Source organism: Nocardia veterana NBRC 100344 (assembly GCF_000308855.1).
GTDB lineage: Bacteria > Actinomycetota > Actinomycetes > Mycobacteriales > Mycobacteriaceae > Nocardia > Nocardia veterana.
In genome coordinates this window covers 18,697-38,671 of record NZ_BAGM01000093.1, presented here as the reverse complement: position 1 = coordinate 38,671, position 19,975 = coordinate 18,697, and the positions used below count along the sequence as shown (strand labels likewise).

The 19,975-nt window shown below is 69.5% G+C and carries 21 protein-coding genes and 3 pseudogenes; 15 read left to right on the top strand and 9 right to left on the bottom strand.

The features are described 5' to 3' along the window. Positions 1–33: 33 nt before the first annotated feature. Positions 34–189, bottom strand: a complete 156-nt coding sequence (locus tag ON37_RS32960) for a hypothetical protein (protein WP_157171469.1) — start codon at positions 187–189, stop codon at positions 34–36. A gap of 167 nt (positions 190–356) precedes the next feature. Beyond that, positions 357–875 carry a peroxynitrite isomerase gene (locus tag ON37_RS16420; RefSeq protein WP_051031667.1) on the bottom strand — a complete coding sequence of 173 codons (519 nt, stop codon included), beginning with the start codon at positions 873–875 and terminating at the stop codon, positions 357–359. Between the two features lie 153 nt (positions 876–1,028). Here ON37_RS16420 and ON37_RS16415 point away from each other — a divergent pair, with 153 nt between their 5' ends. Together ON37_RS16415 and ON37_RS16410 are read left to right on the top strand one after the other, a co-directional pair. Then, the gene (locus ON37_RS16415; protein ID WP_306306488.1) at positions 1,029–1,886 is read left to right on the top strand and encodes an ABC transporter permease; all 858 of its coding nucleotides are present in this window, start codon (positions 1,029–1,031) and stop codon (positions 1,884–1,886) included. Then, a complete protein-coding gene (locus ON37_RS16410) occupies positions 1,883–2,704 on the top strand; it encodes an ABC transporter permease (RefSeq protein WP_040720443.1) in 822 nt (273 codons plus the stop codon). Before ON37_RS16415 ends, ON37_RS16410 begins: the two co-directional genes overlap by 4 nt. A 17-nt stretch (positions 2,705–2,721) precedes the next feature. Here the strand turns inward: ON37_RS16410 and ON37_RS16405 are convergent, their stop codons facing one another. Next, positions 2,722–3,585, bottom strand: a complete 864-nt coding sequence (locus tag ON37_RS16405; RefSeq protein WP_040720442.1) for a helix-turn-helix domain-containing protein — start codon at positions 3,583–3,585, stop codon at positions 2,722–2,724. A 179-nt stretch (positions 3,586–3,764) separates the two neighbouring features. Between ON37_RS16405 and ON37_RS16400 the strand changes: the two genes are divergently transcribed. Continuing rightward, the gene (locus tag ON37_RS16400) at positions 3,765–4,529 is read left to right on the top strand and encodes a pirin family protein (protein WP_040720441.1); all 765 of its coding nucleotides are present in this window, start codon (positions 3,765–3,767) and stop codon (positions 4,527–4,529) included. A 4-nt stretch (positions 4,530–4,533) separates the two neighbouring features. On the opposite strand, the gene ON37_RS16395 is transcribed toward ON37_RS16400, so the two are convergent. Continuing rightward, positions 4,534–5,511: an alpha/beta fold hydrolase gene (locus ON37_RS16395; protein WP_051031666.1), complete on the bottom strand. Its 978-nt coding sequence runs from the start codon at positions 5,509–5,511 to the stop codon at positions 4,534–4,536. 158 nt (positions 5,512–5,669) lie between these two features. Then, positions 5,670–5,807 (bottom strand): annotated as a pseudogene (locus ON37_RS34200) (AhpC/TSA family protein); the annotation flags it as partial. A 366-nt stretch (positions 5,808–6,173) separates the two neighbouring features. Here ON37_RS34200 and ON37_RS16390 point away from each other — a divergent pair. The 4 genes from ON37_RS16390 to ON37_RS16375 all read left to right on the top strand — a co-directional run bounded on the left by ON37_RS16390 (position 6,174) and on the right by ON37_RS16375 (position 9,728). Continuing rightward, on the top strand, positions 6,174–6,605 hold the full coding sequence (locus ON37_RS16390; protein ID WP_245553227.1) for a hypothetical protein: 432 nt from the start codon (positions 6,174–6,176) through the stop codon (positions 6,603–6,605). A 51-nt stretch (positions 6,606–6,656) separates the two neighbouring features. Continuing rightward, positions 6,657–7,520: a type I methionyl aminopeptidase gene (gene map / locus ON37_RS16385; RefSeq protein WP_040720440.1), complete on the top strand. Its 864-nt coding sequence runs from the start codon at positions 6,657–6,659 to the stop codon at positions 7,518–7,520. Further along, positions 7,517–9,073 (top strand): cobyric acid synthase, encoded by a 1,557-nt coding sequence (locus tag ON37_RS16380; RefSeq protein WP_040720439.1) that lies wholly within the window; start codon positions 7,517–7,519, stop codon positions 9,071–9,073. The genes map and ON37_RS16380 overlap by 4 nt, the downstream gene beginning before the upstream one ends. A gap of 94 nt (positions 9,074–9,167) precedes the next feature. Next, on the top strand, positions 9,168–9,728 hold the full coding sequence (locus ON37_RS16375) for a hypothetical protein (protein WP_040720438.1): 561 nt from the start codon (positions 9,168–9,170) through the stop codon (positions 9,726–9,728). A 76-nt stretch (positions 9,729–9,804) separates the two neighbouring features. Here ON37_RS16375 and ON37_RS16370 read toward each other — a convergent pair whose 3' ends face one another. Continuing rightward, on the bottom strand, positions 9,805–10,821 hold the full coding sequence (locus ON37_RS16370; protein WP_083893045.1) for an alpha/beta hydrolase: 1,017 nt from the start codon (positions 10,819–10,821) through the stop codon (positions 9,805–9,807). Positions 10,822–11,012: 191 nt separating this feature from the next. Here ON37_RS16370 and mqo point away from each other — a divergent pair, with 191 nt between their 5' ends. Then, entirely contained in the window at positions 11,013–12,527 is a 1,515-nt protein-coding gene (mqo, locus tag ON37_RS16365) for a malate dehydrogenase (quinone) (RefSeq protein ID WP_051031681.1), read from the top strand. 21 nt (positions 12,528–12,548) lie between these two features. Continuing rightward, positions 12,549–12,998 (top strand): GNAT family N-acetyltransferase, encoded by a 450-nt coding sequence (locus tag ON37_RS16360; protein WP_040720437.1) that lies wholly within the window; start codon positions 12,549–12,551, stop codon positions 12,996–12,998. Positions 12,999–13,131: 133 nt separating this feature from the next. Here the strand turns inward: ON37_RS16360 and ON37_RS16355 are convergent. Together ON37_RS16355 and ON37_RS33840 are read right to left on the bottom strand one after the other, a co-directional pair. Next, a pseudogene (locus ON37_RS16355) lies at positions 13,132–13,707 on the bottom strand (EI24 domain-containing protein); the annotation flags it as partial. A gap of 33 nt (positions 13,708–13,740) precedes the next feature. Beyond that, on the bottom strand, positions 13,741–13,908 hold the full coding sequence (locus ON37_RS33840; RefSeq protein WP_210741082.1) for a hypothetical protein: 168 nt from the start codon (positions 13,906–13,908) through the stop codon (positions 13,741–13,743). A 69-nt stretch (positions 13,909–13,977) separates the two neighbouring features. Here ON37_RS33840 and ON37_RS34695 point away from each other — a divergent pair. From ON37_RS34695 to ON37_RS16330, 6 genes and pseudogenes are all read left to right on the top strand, one after another. After that, a pseudogene (locus ON37_RS34695) lies at positions 13,978–14,262 on the top strand (formyltransferase family protein); the annotation flags it as partial. A 25-nt stretch (positions 14,263–14,287) separates the two neighbouring features. Continuing rightward, positions 14,288–14,575 (top strand): formyltransferase family protein, encoded by a 288-nt coding sequence (locus ON37_RS33830; RefSeq protein ID WP_281004687.1) that lies wholly within the window; start codon positions 14,288–14,290, stop codon positions 14,573–14,575. A 54-nt stretch (positions 14,576–14,629) separates the two neighbouring features. Further along, positions 14,630–16,741: a magnesium chelatase subunit D family protein gene (locus ON37_RS16345; protein ID WP_083893044.1), complete on the top strand. Its 2,112-nt coding sequence runs from the start codon at positions 14,630–14,632 to the stop codon at positions 16,739–16,741. 77 nt (positions 16,742–16,818) lie between these two features. Next, on the top strand, positions 16,819–17,433 hold the full coding sequence (cobO, locus tag ON37_RS16340; protein ID WP_040720504.1) for a cob(I)yrinic acid a,c-diamide adenosyltransferase: 615 nt from the start codon (positions 16,819–16,821) through the stop codon (positions 17,431–17,433). A gap of 25 nt (positions 17,434–17,458) precedes the next feature. Further along, a complete protein-coding gene (locus ON37_RS16335) occupies positions 17,459–18,922 on the top strand; it encodes a cobyrinic acid a,c-diamide synthase CobB (RefSeq protein WP_040720435.1) in 1,464 nt (487 codons plus the stop codon). A gap of 85 nt (positions 18,923–19,007) precedes the next feature. After that, the gene (locus tag ON37_RS16330) at positions 19,008–19,406 is read left to right on the top strand and encodes a cobalamin biosynthesis protein (RefSeq protein ID WP_051031663.1); all 399 of its coding nucleotides are present in this window, start codon (positions 19,008–19,010) and stop codon (positions 19,404–19,406) included. 49 nt (positions 19,407–19,455) lie between these two features. Here the strand turns inward: ON37_RS16330 and ON37_RS16325 are convergent, their stop codons facing one another. Then, a complete protein-coding gene (locus ON37_RS16325) occupies positions 19,456–19,905 on the bottom strand; it encodes an Ig-like domain repeat protein (RefSeq protein WP_040720434.1) in 450 nt (149 codons plus the stop codon). Positions 19,906–19,975: the final 70 nt, after the last annotated feature.

Genomic DNA, 19,975 nt, shown 5'->3' with positions numbered 1-19,975 from the left:
ACGGGGATGAGAGTTGTTTAATTCGTTGGCCGACTATGGTGCCTGCACCTCCGATCCGCTCGTGGTGGCCGAGGTGGCGTGCTCGGTGGGAGGCGCGGCCCCGGCCGAACCATCTCCGAGAATCTCCACGGCACCGGTTCCGGCGAGGATCATCCCCGCGGTGATCAGCGTGAGCGTCGAACGCTTCATGGTCTTCCCCCTTGCGGGTGAGTGAGAGCCACTGGCATCGAACCATCGGTTCGCCGACTGTTAGCCGACCCGAAAAACGGTAAACCGGCGAACCGCGCGCGGACAACCCCCTGTGCCGCGCGGCACAGCGGAAACGAGGGGATAAACCCAGGTCACGCCGTTATTTTTTAGTTCTGTTCAGCTCGGCGCAAGCTGGCGGCCAGATGATGTTGGGTCGGTTGCCCGACCGCCGCCATGCGCAATGTGTAGTCGATGGTGTCGCCGGAGAGATGGATGGAACGTCCGAGCGCGGTCACCAGCTTCGCCGTACTCGACGTACCGACATGTGTCGAGTCGAGTTCCAGGCGCAGCCCGTCGTCGGCGACGGCGATCCGGCCCTCGCAGATCTCGGTGATGCCGGTCGGATGGGCCAGGATCAGCTCGACCCGATCGGCGCCCGTCGAGCGCAGATAGCCGGTTTCGGAGTGCAGCGAGCGCCCGTCCCCGGCGTGCCGGGTGCGCTGGCGGTAGGTGAGGAACGGCCGGCCGACGTGGCCGAAGTGGATCTCCTCGTGATAGTCGAACGGCTCGATGGTCGGGTACTCCCCGCGGCCGGAGCCCCGCCAGGTGCCCAGCAGCGGTGCCAGATGGGCGATATCCGGATGGGGGGCGACGGGAGATTGGGGTTCGAGCACGGCGCACAGCATAGTTGCCACGCGTGCCGAGGGTGGGAGGACCACGCGGGCGAACCGTCGCGGCGTGCGGTACCGGCCTTGACAGAGCCCGGCATTCGGCCCGGATCGGACAAGGGATGCTGCGAGTTCGCCCGCGGGCGCCCCGATATCTGATGTGATGGAGCGATGCCGATCGCCCCCGGACGCCGGACGACGGTGCGGATCGAACCGATGCCGCCACAGCGGACATCGGCGGTCCTGCGCCGCTGGTGGATTCCGTGCTGGGTGCTGACCCGCCGCCAGGTCCGGCCCTCACTGCGCAACGGTGAGGTGCTCACCGCCGTGCTCGCCCCCACGGTGTTCACCCTCGGCTTCTACGTCCCGCTGAACCGGGTGATGAGTTTCGCCGGGCACGGGGCGAGCAGCTATGCCCAGTTCCTGATGCCGATGGTGGTCATGCAGGCGGTGTCGTTCTGCGCTACCGCGGCCGCGTTCCGCGCCGCGGTCGACGCCCGCGACGGGCTGGACGCCCGGCTGGCCACCATGCCGATTCCACCGATCGCCCCGCTGGTCGCACGCACCGCCGCCACGGGTTATCGCAGCGTCGTCGCGCTGGCCGCCGCGCTGCTGGCCGCTCATGTGATCGGCTTCCGCTTCGGTGGGAGCCGCTGGGAGACAGCGGGTTTCCTCGCCTTCGCGGTGGCGCTGGGAGTCATGTTGGGATTGTTCGGGGATCTGCTGGGCACGGTCTCGAAATCGCCGGAGGCCACCACCCAGGTGCTGATGCTGCCGCAGTTGATCCTCGGGATGGTCTCCACGGGATTCGCGCCGGCGGACCAGTTTCCGCCCTGGATTCAGGGGTTCGCTCGCGATCAGCCGGTGTCACAGTTCGTCGACACCATGCGAGCGCTGGCCGGTGACCGGACCGGATTCGCGACGCCGGTCGATTGGGCCACGGTCGCGCCCGGGGTGTTGTGGACCGCCGCGGGCGTCCTCGTCTTCGGTGGTGGGTCGGTTCTGGTCGCCCTGCGGAGGCAGCGATGACGGGCACGTCGTCCGCGATGGCGGAATTCGGCCGGGCGCGTGGTGATACCGAGCGGTGGCCTCATCTGCTGCCCCAGACGTTGCTGCAGACCGGGCGCCTGCTGCGGCGGTGGCGGCGCGACCCGGTCACCACCGCGCAGACACTGGTCTTCCCGGCGCTGCTGCTGGTGATTCTGAATACCGTTCTCGGGCGGCAGATCTCGGCCTTTTCCGGGGTGAACGCGCTCTACGGCTCGGTGCCGATGGTCACCGTGGTGTCGGTGATGTCCGGATCATTGGCGGGCGCGGTGACGCTGGGCCGCGAACGCGATGCCGGGCTGCTGGGCCGGTTCTGGGCGTTGCCGGTGCACCGGGCATCCGGACTGCTGTCCCGGATTCTCGCCGAGGTGGTGCGGATCGTGGTGTGCACGGTGGTCCTGCTCGCGGTGGGGATGCTGCTCGGCTTCCGATTCCACCGGCCGATCGCGGCACCGGCCGTGCTCGCGGTGCCGATCCTGTACGGGCTCGGTTTCGCCACGATGGTGACCGCCGTGGCGGTCTACTCGGCGAAGTCCTTCGTGGTCGAGGCCATTTCGCTGGGGTCCTCGTTGCTGATGTTCTTCAGCACCGGCTTCGTACCACTCGCCGCCTATCCCGGGTGGGCGCAGCCGATCGTCGCGCATCAGCCGATGTCGACCGCCATCGACACGATGCGCGCCCTGGCCCTGGGCGAGCCCGCCGGCGGTCCGCTGTGGGCGACGGTGGCGTGGGCCGGGGGTGCCGTCGTCGTCTTCGCGGTGCCGGCGGCGGTCGGATATCGGCGGGCCAGCAGGCAGTGAGCCGGCCGCGGCGCGGGTCAGCGCAGGCTCTCGGCCACTTCGCTGATCATCTCCGCCGAGTCGCGCGGGCTCAGCGCCATCGCGCGCAACTGGTCGAACATCACGCCGAAGCGGCGAATCTCGTTGTGCCCCTCGACAATGTCGTCGCCCGCGATGCCCTCGACGTAGACCAGTTCCGGATCCGCCGGGTCGGGGAAGTCCAGCACGACGAAGGAGCCGACCATCGCCGGATGCGCTCCGGCACCGAACGGCAGCACCTGGAGGATGACATTGCGCTTGTCGGTGTCCTCGGTCAGCCGCAGCAGCTGCTCGCGCATCACCTCGGGTCCGCCCACCACCCGCCGGATCGCGGCCTCGTCGAGTACCACCCACAATTCCAGCGGGTTGCCTTCCCGGGTCAGTACTTTGGACCGTTCCACCCGGGCCCGCAGCCGCTGCTCGATCACCGACGCCTCGACCTTGGGCATCGCGGTGTCGAGGACCGCCCACGCGTACCTTTCGGTCTGCAGCAGGCCGGGGATGAACGAGGTCTGGAACAGTCGCGCCGACAGCGCCTCGGTCTCGAAGTTGATGTAGGCGGCGTAGACCTCCGAGACGGCAGCCTCGAACGGACGTGACATCCCGGGCTTCTGCGCCTCGGCGAGCAGTTGGAGCGCGTCGGAGCGCTGCGGTTCGTCGACGCCGTACAGGTCGAGCATGGCGGTGAGCGTGCGACGCTGCGGGCGGGCCTGCGCGGTTTCGATCCGGTAGAGCGTCGTCACGTTGATGCCGGTGCGGGCGCTGACCACCTCCTTGCTGATACCCGCCTGCTCCCGCATCTGGAACAGCAGCGCGGCCAGCCGCCGCAGCTGAACTGTCAGCACAGTGCGTTTACCTGCCATCGCGCGCGTTCTCCTTGCGGGATTCGGGACGCTCGAGCGCGTTCCACCTGGTGTGGGATCGGTTGGGCGAGCATACCGCCCGGCTGTGACGGCGGACGCCCTCGCCTCGAGGGTGGGAATATCGCCGTTCGCCGTGTGATTGCAGCAGTGGAACAGCGGCGCAACGGAGGTCGATCGAGATGGCACCCACGGTGTCGGAGCGGGTCCGGATCGTGCGCTCCGAGCAGCGATATCACTGGCGCAACGAGTGGCTGACCTCGCATCAGTCGTTTCCCGCGACCGGGAATTTCGACCTCGCCGCGAACGCCCACGGCCTGCTGATGGTGCACAACGAGGATGTGGTGGACGCCGGCGAGGGGTTCGACACCCATCAGCACAGGGACACCGAGATCGTGACGTGGGTGCTCGAAGGCACTGTGGTGCATCAGGATTCGGAGGGTCACTCCGGGCTCGTCCATCCCGGCCTGGCGCAGCGGATGAGCGCCGGCACCGGCATCCTGCATTCCGAGCGCAACGGCGCGCCGCGGCACGAGCGCCGCACGCTGCACGTGATTCAGATGTGGATCCCGCCCGATCGGCCCGGACGGGCGCCGAGCTATCAGGAAGCCGACATTCGCGCCGAGCTCGAGCGCAACGAACTGGTCACCGTGGCCTCCGGGATGGCGCGGTATCGCGACGAGACGGCGATCACGCTGGGCAACCGGTACGCCGCCTTCCATGTGGCGCGGCTGGACCCCGGTCGCGCGATTCGACTACCGGACGCACCGTTCGGTCATGTCTTCCTCGCGCGCGGCGCGGTGCGGGTCGAAGGCGGTGAGGCCGATGGGGATGCCGTCCTGCACGCCGGCGATGCGATCCGAACCACCGCCACCGGTGGTCAGCGCCTGACCGCGGTGCAGCCGAGTGAGGTCTTGCTCTGGGAGATGCACGCCGGCTTCGCCTGAGCGCTCAGGCGCCGGTCAGGACCGTGGCATCCGGTGCGGCGGCCAGACGCTGCGGTGCGGTGTCGTCCGGGTACAGCCCGGGGGTGCGGGCACCACTCACGAAGTCGTGCGCCCATCCCGTCGCCAGCGTCTGCAGGGTGCCGATATCGTCGGAACGCGGTGCACCGCAGAACAATTCGCCGACCACATCGCTGCTCGTGCCCTCGGCATCGGTATGCACCCCGCCCGGTAGCCGCACACCGACGTACGGGCGATGCAGCCGGGCCTGCAGCGCGGCGGTGCCGGAGCCGAAGTTGTTGCACAGACCGGCCGGACCGGAGACGGTGAGGATGGGTAGCGACGTCGTGTCCAGATCGGTGAGGGCACGGGCGGTGTTGTCGCCCACGAACGAGGCCACCGGATCGAGCAGGATCAGCCCGCGCAGCCGCGGCCAGAGCGCCGGATGGCGCAGCAGCAGTTGATCGGCGACATATTCGACGGCTTCGCCACCGGCCGAATGGCCGACGAATACCCATCGGTCCGGAATCGCCGGTACGGCCCGCCCGGCGGTGCGCGCGGCCGCGGCCAGGGCGGTCGTCAATCCGGTGGGAGCGCCGGGCTCGAACAGGTTCGCGATGCCGGCGAGGAAGGCGGTGTTGCCGGTGACGTTCTGCAGGGTGCAGTCGTCGGCATCGGCCGACGGCAGATTCGGCGCGACGACCAGATAGCCGGCATCGGCGAAACGACGGCCCAGGTCGGCCACGTTGGCCGCGCTGCGAGCGAATCCGTGTTGCAACCAGATCAAGGCGCGCGGCGTCGCGGCGGGCAGATACCAATCGGCGTGGACGCCGAGGGTACCGGCGCCGCAGGGTATCGCGATCTGCCCACCGAGGGGGTTGTCCCCGACGGGCCGGTCGGCGTGCGCCGGCCCGCCGGAGATCATGACCAGTAGTGCCCCGGCCAGCGCCACCATCGTCCGGCGCAGGCGAGCGTTGTCGAACATGTCGGCATTATCGGTCTCGCACCGTGGTCGTCGCGGCGAAATGCGCCACCGGGACGGGGGTTTCGCTCGAGTGAGCAACGATGCCGGGTGCGGTCGCGAACCGGCTCGGCACCGCGCGGGCGCGACGAAGGGCTGTCCGAGAAACGACTCGATCGTGTTCAGGACCGGTAGGTCCGTGCCAGGGTGCGGAGTTGGTCGACCGACGACTGGTCGTCGGCATGGGTTCCGTAGTGGGCGGCGAGGATGCCGCCGTCGGGGGCGCTCAGGAAATCGGCGGGCAGGCCCAGCCGACCACCGGTGGAGATCCTGTTGCGTGGGCTCGCGGGGGACTGACGGCGGCCGCGACGCGGAATCTCCGACGCGCCGAGCGGGCTCCCGAGCGGCTGGTGCGGCCCGTGAAATGATCACCTGCACAACCTTTCTCACCCGGTTTTCGCAGGTCGCTGGGATCTTCCACCGAGTCGGTGGACTGTGACCACACCGTAACCCCCGGCGTGCGGTCGCAATCTTGCGTTCTTGCATATGCAAGAGCAGAATCCCGTCTACTCTTTAGGTTCGGACGACCGATCCGATGTACGGACGAGCGAAATCCGGAGATCAACGATGTCAGTGCGATCGATACAACGATCGATGCGGGAATCGGGCGTATTCGGAGCGTGGCGATGACCACTTCGATTGCCAGTGCGTTACCGGCGGCCCCACAGTTGTTGTGCGCCTTCCAGGGACGACGTTTCCAGGACCGGGAACTGCTCCGCTCCGCCCGGGCGCTGGCCGATCTGCACACCCGCCGGGCGCAGGTCACCGATCCGATCCTGATCGCCGAAATCGACCGTCGCCGTGGCGAACTCATCGACGAGATCAACGAGTGGGTCGAACGCGAACTGCCGGGCTACCGCACCGGTGTCGCGCTGCGCACCGACGTGCTCGGCCCGATCGTCGATCGCATGGCCGGCAGTTGGGTCGCGGCCAACCGCGCCATCGACCGGGACGGCGCCCGCAGCGACACCACGCACAAGCACTGGTACCACCTCGCCGAGCTGGTGGACGGCTACACCGATCTGGTCAGCGGCGTGGGCGGCCCGGTCGGCCGGTGACCGCCCCCACCGGCGTCGCCGCAGTTCGGCCGGGGCGGATAGTCTGAATACATGTCTGTGCGCACCCGCCAACCGCTCGTCCCCGGAACGCTCTCGCCCGTCCGCGAGGTGCCGCGCTCGATCGAGCGCCCGGAGTACGCGTGGAAGAAGACGGTCAACGAGGGTCGCGAACCGTGGGTGCAGACGCCGGAGACCATCGAGAAGATGCGGATCGCGAGCAAACTGGCCGCGCAGGCGCTGCAGGAGGCCGGTAAGGCCGTCGCGCCCGGGGTCACCACCGACCATCTCGACGCGGTCGTGCACGAGTTCCTCTGCGATCACGGCGCCTATCCGTCGACCCTGGGCTACAAGGGATTCCCGAAGTCGTGCTGCACATCGCTGAACGAGGTGATCTGCCACGGCATCCCCGACTCGACGGTGATCGAGGACGGCGACATCGTCAACATCGACGTCACGGCCTACATCCACGGGGTGCACGGCGACACCAATGCCACCTTCCTCGCCGGTGACGTCGACGAGGAGGTCCGGCTGCTGGTGGAGCGGACCCACGAGGCGACCATGCGGGCGATCAAGGCGGTCCGGCCGGGGCGGGCGCTCAATGTCATCGGCCGGGTCATCGAGTCCTATGCCAACCGGTTCGGGTACGGCGTGGTCCGCGACTTCACCGGGCACGGGGTGGGCCCGACCTTCCACAGCGGGCTGGTGATCCTGCACTACGACCAGCCGGCCATCGAATCGGTGATCGAACCGGGCATGACCTTCACCATCGAGCCGATGATCAACCTCGGTGGCATCGATTACGAGATCTGGGACGACGGCTGGACCGTGGTCACCAAGGATCGCAAGTGGACCGCGCAATTCGAGCACACCCTGGTCGTGACCGAGGAGGGCGCCGAAATCCTCACGCTCCCATGAGTTCCGCGGGCGGTGGCCTGCGGGGCGCGCTGCTGATCGCGGGCACCACCTCGGACGCCGGTAAGAGTGTGGTGGTGGCCGGGATCTGCCGGATGCTGGCCCGGCGCGGAGTGCGGGTGGCGCCGTTCAAGGCGCAGAACATGTCCAACAATTCCGTCGTCACCCTCGACGGCGGGGAGATCGGCCGCGCCCAGGCGCTGCAGGCCCGCGCCTGCGGACTGGAACCCAGCGTGCGGTTCAATCCGGTGCTGCTCAAGCCCGGCAGCGACCGCCGCTCGCAGCTGGTGGTGCGGGGGCGAGCGGTCGACACCGTCGGCGCGCGGGACTACTTCCGGCACCGGCAGGCACTGCGCGACGTGGTGGCCGGCGAATTGGCCGCACTGCGCGCCGAATTCGACGTCGTCGTCTGCGAGGGCGCCGGTTCACCGGCAGAAATCAACCTCCGGGCCACCGACCTGGCGAATATGGGCTTGGCCCGCGCCGCGCGGCTGCCGGTGTTGCTGGTCGGCGATATCGACCGCGGGGGAGTGCTGGCCCATCTGTTCGGGACCGTCGCGATCCTGGAGCCCGGTGATCAAGAACTGATCGCCGGATACGTCGTCAACAAGTTCCGCGGCGACGTGGAGCTGCTGCGGCCCGGACTCGAACGGCTCACCGCGCTCACCGGCCGCCCCACGCTGGGCGTGCTGCCCTATTCCGAGGACCTGTGGCTCGACGCCGAGGATTCGCTCGGAACCGTCGCCGATGCGCCCGTCGGGCGTCCCGGCCCGCCGGTGGGATCGGAATGGCTGAGCGTTGCCGCGATCCGCTTGCCCCGGATCTCCAACTCGACCGATATCGAGGCGCTGGCCTGTGAACCCGGGGTGTCGGTGCGCTGGGTGAGCGAACCGTCGCGCCTGGCCGGGGTGGACCTCGTCGTCGTTCCCGGCAGCAAGTCCACGGTGTCGGACCTGAACTGGTTGCGCCGCACCGGAATCGCCGATGCGATCGTCGCCCACGCCGCGGCCGGCAAGCCGGTGCTCGGCATCTGCGGCGGGTATCAGATGCTCGGACGCCGCATCCACGACGAGGTGGAGTCGGCCGCGGGCGTCGTGGCGGGGCTGGGGTTGCTGGATCTCGACATCGAATTCGCCGAGCCGAAGGTGTTGCGGCGCAACAGCGGCCGCGGCGCCGACCCCGCGGTGGCGGGAATCGCGGTGTCCGGCTATGAGATTCACCACGGCCGGGTCCGCCGCACCGGCGATCGGGGATGGCTCGAGACGGCCGACGGCGACGGCACCGAGGGCAGTGTGCGCGGTTGCGTGCGGGGCACCCACCTGCACGGCCTGCTCGAATCCGACGAGTTCCGCCGCGCCTGGTTGCGCGAGGCCGCCGCGCAGGCCGGCCGCACGGGGTTCGTCGTGGCCCCCGACACGTCGGTGGCGGCCGTTCGTGCCGCCCAGCTGGACCTGCTGGCCGACCTGGTCGAGCAGCATGTGGACGTCACCGCCCTGGAACAGCTGATCAGCGCGGGTACGCCCGCGGGACTGCCCACTCTCACCGTCACGCGCTGAGCCCGCACGCGATGCGATTCCGGTCATCACCGGCGGCCGAACGTGGCCGAGGACATGTCCTGGACCGGCCGATTCGCGTGTAGCGTGGAGCGGCATGGAAACCCGGCGAATCGCGGTCGGTGACCGCGCCTGGACGGTACGAGTCGGCGGGCCGGAGTCCAGGCATTGGGTGCTGTTGCTGCCCGACACCGACGCTCCCGCCGACGTCTACGACCAGGTGTGCGAACGACTGCACAACTCCGATCTGCGCACCGTGACCGTGGAAACGATCGACGGCCTCGACCAGGCCGCGGTGTACCGAATTCTGGACGAGCTGGGCATCGCCTGGGCGAATCTCGCCGGGTACGGTGCCGGCGCCGATCTGGCCTGGCAGCTGGGCGCGCGCGGGTTCGGCCGGTTCGTCGGCCTGGTGGTCGCGGGCCGGGCGCATCCGGCGATTCCGGTGGACGGGACGGCCGCCGATGCGAGCTGCCCGGCCGTGGAACTACCCACCACCGTCATCGCGACCGACGACCTGCCCCGGTCGGTGGCCGACGCCTGCGGACGCCACGTCTACGGCGAGTTCCGCGTCACCCAGGTCGACACCTCCGAGGTGCCGGTCAAGGCCGACCACGAGTTCGCGACCGAGATCGTGCTGCGTTCCGGACTGTGGTGACCGGTCCGGCGTGACGGGCGGCCGTCGCCGGGGATCGACCTCGGCGGGGATCGGCGCCGGTCCGGTGTGAACCGAATCAGCCTCGTGCGGCGCGGAATTCGTGCAACCAGCCCAGCCACGCGTCCAGCTCGCCGAAGGCCTCGGCCCGCACCTGCGGCGAGGACAGGAAGACGTCGTGGCGGGCGCCCTCGATCGGGACGATGTTGGTGCGCCCACCCAGACAGCCGGACCAGCGCTGGATCTGCCGGACGTCGAGTACCACATCGGAGACGTCCGCGGCCGGGCCGTACTTGCGCATGAACTTGGTCACCTTCGACCGCAGGATCAACGCCGGGACGCCGATGTCCAAGCCGCGATGCAGTTCCGCGTGGCCTTTGCGGATCGCTCGCAGCCAACCCAGATGTACGGGGAAACCGCCCAGCGGCTTCCAGTCCAGGTTGTAGTCCCATTCGCCGGAGACGCTGGTGTGCAGGCTGTCGCCGTAGGTGCTCAGCTCGCCGCCGGGCAGCCGGGTCATGGCCCGGAGCCGCCCCACCCCGTGGATGACCGCCGTGCCGATGCTGCGGTAGTACGCCGGGCCCTGGAGGTCGAACCACGGGCTGTTCAGTACCAGTCCGGTGATGCCCTGGGCGGCCGGGTCGCGGCGGTTCAGCCACAGCGGCAGGACCAGGCCACCGGTGGAATGGGCCATGAGCAGGACCGGCAGGCGGGTTTCGGCGCGCACGATCGCCACCGCCCGATCCAGTTCGTCGTCGTACAGGCGCAGGTCGCTGACGTAGTGGGCGGTCTGGCCCGGCCGCCGGGAACGGCCGCATTTGCGCAGGTCCAGCGCGTAGAAGCGGTAGCCGCGGGCGCTCATGTGCTCGGCCAGGTGCTTCTGGAAGAAGTAGTCGGTGAAACCGTGCACGTAGAGGACGGCGCCGACGGTGGGGACCACCGAGTCGGATTCGTGGCGGACCAGCGTGGCCTCCACCTCACCTTCCCCGTCCGGGTCCGGCCCGAGCGGGATGGTCAACTGCCGATATCCCGCCCCCAGCACATCGGGTTGCCAGGCGTGGGTCGTCGAGGGGGCCAGGGGCGTCTCGTTCGTCACAGCTCCACGATATTCGACCCGCTCAGCGGCTTGCGCGCCGAGCCGGGCGCAGGTTCGTAGGTGTGGACGTTTCGGAAACGGGCATGGTGAGGGGCAGAATCAAGTTGAAGTGAACGGCGGGTAACCTCATTCCCGCCCACCAAGTGCCCGCGCTGGACAAGGAAGTCGATCAACCCGTGCCGAACGCTGCGATGACTGAAAAGACCGATGTAGTCCTCATCGGTGCCGGCATCATGAGTGCCACCCTCGGTGCACTGCTTCGTCAGTTGCAGCCGGAGTGGTCGATCACCATGTTCGAGCGGCTGGACGCGGCCGCCCCCGAGAGCAGCGACCCGTGGAACAACGCGGGGACGGGCCACTCGGCGCTGTGCGAGCTGAACTACACGCCCGAGACCGCCGACGGCTCGGTCGACATCACCAAGGCGATCGACATCAACGAGCGCTTCCAGGTGTCGCGGCAGTTCTGGGCCTACGGCGCGGAGAACGGCATTCTCGCCGACCCGTCCGGCTTCATCAATCCCATTCCGCACGTGAGCTTCTGCCACGGCGCCGACGGCGTCGAATACCTGCGCAAGCGCTACACCGCGCTGGCGCGGCATCCGTTGTTCGAGGGGATGGAGTTCATCGACAGCCCGGAGGAGTTCAGCCGCCGCCTGCCGCTGATGGCCAAGGGCCGCGACTTCTCCGAGCCCGTCGCGTTGAACTGGACCCAGACCGGTACCGATATCGACTTCGGCGCGCTGACCAAGCAGCTGCTGGCCTACCTGGGCTCCTCCGGTGTGGAGATCGCCTTCGGTAACGAGGTGCGCAATTTGTCCAAGCAGTCCGACGGCAGCTGGACGGTCAAGGTCCGCAACACCCGCACCCGCGAAACTCGCACGCTGAACGCGAAATTCGTCTTCGTGGGCGCGGGCGGATACGCGCTGCCGCTGCTGCAGAAGGCCGGCATCAAGGAAATCCAGGGCTTCGCCGGCTTCCCGGTCAGCGGACAATTCCTGCGCTGCACCAATCCGGAGCTCATCAACAAGCACGACGCCAAGGTCTACGGCAAGGCCGCCGTCGGTGCGCCGCCGATGTCGGTGCCGCACTTGGATACTCGCGTCATCAACGGTAAGCCCGGTCTGCTGTTCGGTCCCTACGCCGGCTGGACGCCCAAGTTCCTCAAGGACGGCAAGTTCTCCGATCTGCTCAAGTCGGTGCGGCCCGGCAATGTCACTCCCATGCTGGGTGTCGGCGTCACCGAACTGGGTCTGGTCAAGTACCTGGTCAGCGAGCTGCTCAAGTCGCAGGCGGGCAAGGTGAACACCATGGAGGAGTTCATCCCGCGCGCCGACGGTCACGACTGGGAGCTGATCACCGCCGGTCAGCGCGTGCAGATCATCCGTCGCAAGGGCGCGGGTGGCGTGCTGGAACTCGGCACCGCCGTGATCGCCGCGGGCGACGGTTCGATCGCCGGTCTGCTCGGCGCCTCGCCGGGCGCCTCGACGTGTGTCAGCGCCATGCTGGATGTGCTGCAGCGGTGCTTCCCGAGCGAATACGCCGGGTGGACACCGAAACTCAAGGAAATGGTGCCGTCGCTGGGCGTGAAACTGTCGGAGAACCAGGCCCTGTTCCACGAGGTGTGGGACTGGTCGACCAAGGCGCTGCGGCTGGACAACGGGCGCGCGGACAACACGCCGATCGCCGCAGGGGTCGCGCGCGGCTGAATCATGTGATAGCAAGACGCGATGATGTCAACGGTTGCGCTCAAACGGTCGTGGGCCGCGGATCTCGATACCGCGACGCTGTACAAGCTGTTGAAATTGCGCGTCGAAGTGTTCGTCGTGGAGCAGAAGTGCGCCTATCCGGAACTGGACGGGCTCGATCTGCTCCCCGAGACCCGGCACTTCTGGCTCGACGACGAGGGTGAGATCATCTGCACCCTGCGTCTGCTGGAGGAGCACAACAACGGGGTGAAGTCGTTCCGGATCGGCCGGCTGTGCACCGCCCCGGAGGCTCGCGGCCACGGGTACACCACCCGGCTGCTGCAGGCCGCAATCGCCGAAGCCGGTTCGGCGACAGTGCGTTTGAACGCCCAGACCTATCTGGTCGACCTCTACACCAAGCACGGGTTCAAGCCCGACGGCGAGGAGTACGAGGAGGACGGCATCGCCCACATCCCCATGCGCAGGGGGTGAGCGGCGAGTCCGCCACGGAGATCTCGGCCCCGTATCCGTTCTCGGGTGCGGGGCCCGCTCGTGCCGCCAGCGTGGCACTCTTCGCCGTCGACCTTCCGCCCAGGGCCACGCCGGTTTCGATCGCGGCGAGCAGTCAGTGCCGCAACGGATTCGGCGCCGGATCGCTGTCCGCCCCGCACAATTCGCGGGCGAGCATGGTGGCGCCGGCGACCGCGCCCGGCATCAGGACGATCGCCACGAACGGCACCAGGAACGCGGCCGCCAGTGGAATGCCGAAGCCCCACACCAGCATTCGACGCGACCGCAGCATCGTCAGCTGCTCGCGCAACTCGATACCACGGCGCAGCATGGCGACCCCGGTCAGTTCCTGGGCCAGGAAGAATCCGGCCACGCAGACCCCGAGTACCGGAATCACCGTCTGTCCGACGACCGGCAGGAATCCGGCACCGAACAGCACCACCCCCCACACCGCCGCCCGGATCAGAATGCGGACCCCGTCGCGGACCCCGATCCACACCTCCCGCCACACCGGCAGCCCCGATTCCGGCGCCCGCCCGTCCGCCGACAGCGACCGATCCACCCGCTCCGACAGGGCCTCGTAGAACGGCTGGCCGATCACCAGCGTCACCGCGGTGAACGTGATCACCGCCAGAAACAACCCGAGCAGCACCAGCAAGACCGCGAGAGCGCCCCGCAACAATCCGGGCCACGGCGACGACCAGTCCGCCGCGAACGGCGTCGCTCACGCCACCAGATCCCCCGCGAACCAGACCAGCGCCACCAGCAATCCCAGATACAGCACCATCGAGATCACTCCCGGCAGCAACCCCAGCCCCAGCTCCCGCCGATGCGCCGCGGCCCACCGCTGCCCCCGCACCAGATACCCGAAGCCCCGCACCACATCCCGCACCCGCCCAGCGTATTCGTCAGGTGAGAAGCGCGCCGACGTACCTCGTGCGGCTGTGGGAAACTGCGAGGTGTGCGCAATCTCCGAGTCGGCGTGCTCGTCTCACACCACGGCTCGAATCTCCGCGCGCTCCACCGGGCCTCCCTCGAACCGGGCGCGCGCTTCGAGATCGCGGTGGTCATCGGCAACAACAGCGACGCCGCGGGTCTGGCCTACGCCCGCGAGAATCGCATCCCGGCACGACATCTCTCCGGCGCGACACATCCCGACACGGGCGCGTTGGACGATGCGATCCGCGCGGTTCTCGTCGAGCACGCGGCCGAGTGGGTGGTGACGGCGGGGTATATGAAGAAGCTCGGACCGCGAACGCGCGGGCACTTCGATTCCCGAATTATCAACATCCACCCGGCGCCCCTTACCGCGATTCGGTGGCGCCGGCATGTTCGGGCTGCGTGTGCACGAAGCGGTGCTGGCATCCGGCGTCGCGGTCACCGGGCCCACGGTGCATCTGGTCGACGGCGGCTACGACAGCGGTCGGGTGATCGCGCATCACGAGGTTCCGGTGCTGGCGGGCGACACCGCCGAAACCTTGGCCGCTCGGGTGCTCGCGGCCGAGCATGTGGTGTTGCCCCGGGTGGTGCGCGATATTGCGGCGGGGAAGCGGTTGTAGCGCGACAGGGCAGCCCGGTGCGGGAGCGGAACGAGGCGCGCATACAGTGGGGGCGTGTCCGATTTCCGAGGTGAATCCGCATCGGCCGTGTCCGCGCATCGTGACGGTGAGGCGGGGTTTCCGTTCTCGGCGGTGGTGGGGCAGGAGCAGTTGCAGCTGGCGCTGATTCTGTGCGCGGTGCATCCGGGGATCGGCGGTGTGCTGGTGCGCGGGGAGAAGGGGACCGCGAAATCGACTGTCGTGCGGGCGCTGGCGCAGTTGTTGCCGCCGGTGGCCGATGAGGGCGGGCAGCGGCCGGCCCGGCTGGTGGAATTGCCGGTGGGCGCGACCGAGGACCGGGTCGTGGGATCGCTCGACCTCGAGCGGGTTCTGCGCGACGGGGAGCAGGCGTTCCGGCCCGGACTGCTGGCGGCGGCCCATCACGGCGTGCTGTACGTCGACGAAGTGAATCTCCTGCACGACCACCTGGTCGACGTGCTGCTCGACGCGGCGGCGATGGGACGGGTGCACATCGAACGCGATGGCGTGTCGCATTCGCATCCGGCCCGGTTCGTCCTGGTCGGCACCATGAATCCGGAGGAGGGGGAACTCCGCCCGCAGTTGCTGGACCGATTCGGCCTCACCGTCGACGTCGCGGCCTCGCGCGAGGTGGACGTGCGGATGGCGGTGGTGCGCCGCCGGCTCGACTACGAGGCCGATCCCGCGGGCTTCGCGGCCGCCTATGCCGCGGCCGATCGCGACGTCGCCGAGCGCATTCTCGCCGCGCGCGAACGTCTCGCCGAGGTGGCGCTCGACGATATCGAACTGCGCCGGATCGCCGCGCTGTGCGCATCCTTCGACGTCGACGGCATGCGCGCGGATCTGGTGGTGGCGCGCACCGCGACGGCCCACGCCGCCTGGCGCGGAAGTGACTGCGTGACAGCCGAAGACGTGCGTATCGCCGCGGAACTGGCGCTGCCGCACCGCCGTCGGCGCGATCCGTTCGACGAACCGGGCATCACCGACGAACAGCTCGACGAGGCCATGCGCGATGCCGAACAGGAGGTCGAGCGCGCCCGCTCCGAGCAGGGCCGTGCCGCGGAAGACGAAACACGAAGCGACGCAGCGGAATCGGCGGACCGGCCGGAGCGCGAGTTCGACGATGATCAGCGGCGGCCGGATGCCGGCACCGACGGTGGTTCCGGGGACGACGGTTTCGACGGCGGCCCCGAGGACAATGGCCTCGACGACGGCGGCCCCGATGACAGCGGCCCCGATGACAGCGGCCCCGATGACAACGGTCCCGGCGACGGCCCCGACTCGCCGGGTGACGGCCCGCGCGGTGGCGCCCGTACGGGCAGTGCGGGGTCTCCGGTGAAATCCGCCGCCCGCCCGCCCCACTGGGAGATACCGGGCGTCGGGGAGGGCACTCCCGGCCGCCGGTCCCGCGCCCACACCCGGCACGGCCGGGTGGTGCGATCGGTCACCGATACCTCCGCGGGCCTGCACCTGCTGGGCACGCTGTTCGCCGCCGCGCCCCATCAGCACGCCCGCGGCCGGGTCACCGGCCCGCTCGCCCTCGAGCCGGCGGACCTGCGGGGCGCGTATCGCGAAGGGCGCGAAGGCAATCTGGTGGTGTTCGTGGTCGACGCGTCCGGGTCGATGGCCGCTCGCGATCGCCTGTCCGCGGTCACCGGCGCGGTGGTGGCTCTGCTGCGCGATGCCTATCAGCGCCGGGACAAGGTCGCCGTGATCACCGTGCGCGGCAGCGAGGCGGAGCTGGTACTACCGCCGACCTCCTCGGTGGATATCGCGGTGCGCCGGCTCGCCGATCTGCGCACCGGCGGGAAAACCCCACTGGCGCAGGGACTGCTGAAGGCGCGCGAGGTCGTGGCCCGCGAACATGTCCGCGATCCGCGGCGCCGTGCGATGGTCGTGCTGCTCACCGACGGTCGCGCCACCGGCGGTGTCGACCCCGTCCCGCGGGCCCGGGCGGCCGCCCGCCTGCTCGCCCGCGACGGCGTGGCCGGTGTGGTCGTGGACTGCGAACGTGGCATGGTCCGGCTGGGGCTGGCCGCCGAATTCGCCCGGGAGCTGCGCGCCACCTACCTGCGCCTCGGTGAGCTCACCGGCGATTCGGTCGCCGCCGCGGTGAAGTCCGGACTGCCGCATCATCTGGCGGCGTGAGGCGAACCCACGCGGCCGGCCCGATGCGTCGATGTGGGAATGTGATGCGGTAGTTGGTGGACCAGGAGGATGCAGCGATGCCGAAGGGCGTGCCGGAGACGATTCCCGACGACGGGCTGACCACTCGTCAGCGGCGTAATCAACCGGTCCTCGCGGTGCACACCGGGCCCGGCAAGGGGAAGTCGACCGCGGCGTTCGGGATGGCGTTGCGAGCCTGGAATCAGGGTTTCGACATCGCGGTGTTCCAGTTCGTGAAGAGCGCGAAGTGGAAGGTCGGCGAGGAGGCCGCCTTCCGCACCCTGGGCCGGTTGCACGAGGAAACCGGCGTCGGTGGGCCGGTCGAGTGGCACAAGATGGGTGAGGGCTGGTCCTGGACCCGCAAACAGGGCACCGAGGACGACCACGCCGCCGCGGCGCTGGCCGGCTGGCAGGAGATCGCGCGCCGGCTCGCGGCCGAACAGCACCGTTTCTATGTTCTCGACGAATTCACCTATCCCTTGAAATGGGGCTGGATCGACGTCGACGAGGTGGTCCGGACGCTGCGCGAGCGACCGGGCAATCAGCACGTGGTCGTCACCGGCCGCGACGCCCCGCCGGCGCTGCTCGAGGCCGCGGACCTGGTCACCGAGATGACCAAGGTGAAGCACCCCATGGACGCCGGCCGCAAGGGCCAGCGAGGGATCGAGTGGTGATCGTGGAACATCCGGTGGCGAGTCGATGACCACCCCGGCCGTGGTGATCGCCGCGCCCGCGTCGGGCAGCGGAAAGACCACGCTGGCAACGGGTTTGATCGGGGCGCTGCGCCGGGCGGGCCATCGGGTCGCGCCGTTCAAGGTGGGGCCGGACTACATCGACCCGGGCTACCACGGGCTCGCCGCCGGGCGGCCCGGACGCAATCTGGACCCGGTCCTGGTCGGTGCCGAACGGGTGGTGCCGCTGTACCGGCACGGTAGCCGGGACTGCGATCTCGCGGTGGTCGAAGGCGTGATGGGCCTGTTCGACGGACGGATCGACGACGGCAATCCGGCTCCCGTCGCGGAAGGATCGACCGCGCAGGTCGCCGCGCTGCTCGGTGCCCCGGTGCTGCTGGTGGTCGACGCCCGGGGCCACAGCCAGAGCCTCGCCGCGCTGCTGCACGGATTCGCGACCTTCGACAGTGGCATCCGGCTCGGCGGCGTGATCCTCAACCGGGTCGGCAGTCCCCGCCACGAACAGGTGCTGCGCGTCGCCTGTGCCCGGGTCGGGCTGCCGGTGCTGGGCGCCCTACCGCGTATGGACGAACTGTCCGTTCCCGCACGGCATCTCGGTCTGGTCCCGGCGGTCGAGCACGGGGCGGCGGCGCACGCGGCGGTCGAGGCGATGACCGAACTCGTCGGCGCGCATATCGACCTGGGCGCGGTCGCGCGACTCGCGGGCGCCCGGGCGGACGCGCCGGCCTGGGACCCGATCGACGCCGTCGACGCCGAGCGAGTACCGGACCTCGACCGCGCCTCCGCACTGTCGGGGACGTCCACGTCCCCACCGCGGGGTGCGAACTCCCGGCCGGCCGCGGATGCCGCGCCGATCGTCGCGATGGCGGGCGGTCCGGCATTCACCTTCGGCTACGCCGAACATCGGGAACTGCTCGGCGCCGCCGGTGCGCAGGTGGTGGTCTTCGATCCGCTACACGAGCAGATGCCTACGGGCACAGCCGGATTGGTGCTGCCCGGTGGATTCCCGGAGGAGCATGCCGCCGACCTGGCCGCGAACGAGCCGTTGCTCACCGCCGTCGCCGCGGCCGCCGTGGACGGGATGCCGGTCCACGCCGAATGTGCGGGACTGCTGTATCTGACTCGATCCCTGGACGGTCATCGGATGGCCGGTGTGCTCGATGTCGCGGCGGAGTTCGGCCCGCGTCTCACCCTGGGGTACCGGGACGCGGTGGCCCTGGGCGATTCGGTGCTCTGGCGGGCCGGTGAACGGGTGCGTGGCCACGAATTCCACCGCACCCGGCTGACCGGCGACGGTGCGAGCGCGCCGGCTTGGGGCTGGCACGCGCCCGGCCCGACTCGCGAGGGGGCGCTGCTGCACCGGGTCCACGCGTCGTATCTGCATACCCACCCGGCCGGAAACCCCGGCGCGATCGCACGTTTCGTCGGGGCCTGCCGGGAGTTCGCCGCAGCGCGCACCGGCACACGCTGATGCCGCGCCCGCGCCCGGCAGACGGCCGGACATCGTGATCAGGCCAGAATCGACCGGGCCGGGGCGAGCGACCGGGTGGTGCGGCATGACCGGTGCCGTGGTGGTCGGAATCGGTGCGCGTCCGGAACCGGAGGCCGCCGCCATCGTGTCGGCGGTGCGAAAGGTTGTGGGAGACCGGTCGATTCGCTGCCTAGCGACCGTGGATCGGCGCGCGCACGAACCGGGACTCGTCGCGGCGGCCGCGAAGTTGGGCGTCCCCGTAGTGGTGTTCACGGCATCGGAACTCGCGCAGGTCGACGTGCCCGGCCCGGCGCATCGCACCGCCCTCGCGGTGGGCACGCCGAGCGTGGCGGAGGCCGCCGCGCTGCTCGCCTGCCGACGGGGTGGCGGTAGCGGGCGGCTGATTGTGCCGAAGACGGCGTTCGCGACCATCACCGTCGCCGTCGCGGAGCCGGACAGCACGCGGCCCGGCATCTCCGGGTGATCGGAGGCCGGGCCGACGAGTGTGGGCAAAAGTATTGCCCCGCAAGGAATTACACGCAGACGCCGCCCAAACCGGCGGCATTGACCGTGGTGTACCCGGCCGCCGGTGACAGCTCCGGCAACCCGTCGTAGTACACCGCGCTGACGACGTGCTGTCCGGCGCGGTCGGGCATCCAGCCGATGGTGGCGACACCGTTCACCACCGGTGCGGAACCCACGACATTGCCGCTGATACCGCTGAGGTTGCTGAAGAAATCAACGGTTCCGTGCGTGACCGGGCTGCCGTCGGGGTTGCGCACCGTCGCCACCGCGGTCTGGCCACACCCGACCAGGCCGCCGTTGACCGGGCTCAGCGCCGATCCGGCCATCGACACCGCGATGGTCGGCGCCACGGCGGCCGTGGCCGTGGGCGCCACCGCGACCGGTAGGGCGGCGCCGACCAGCGCCGCAGCCGCCAGTGCGTACCCTGCGAAATCACGCGAAACCCGGAATCCGCTCATCGTGCCTGCCTCTCGCTGTGCCGTCCCGGGCCCGACGGCCCGGCGTCGATCCGTCGCAGGGTACCTGAGA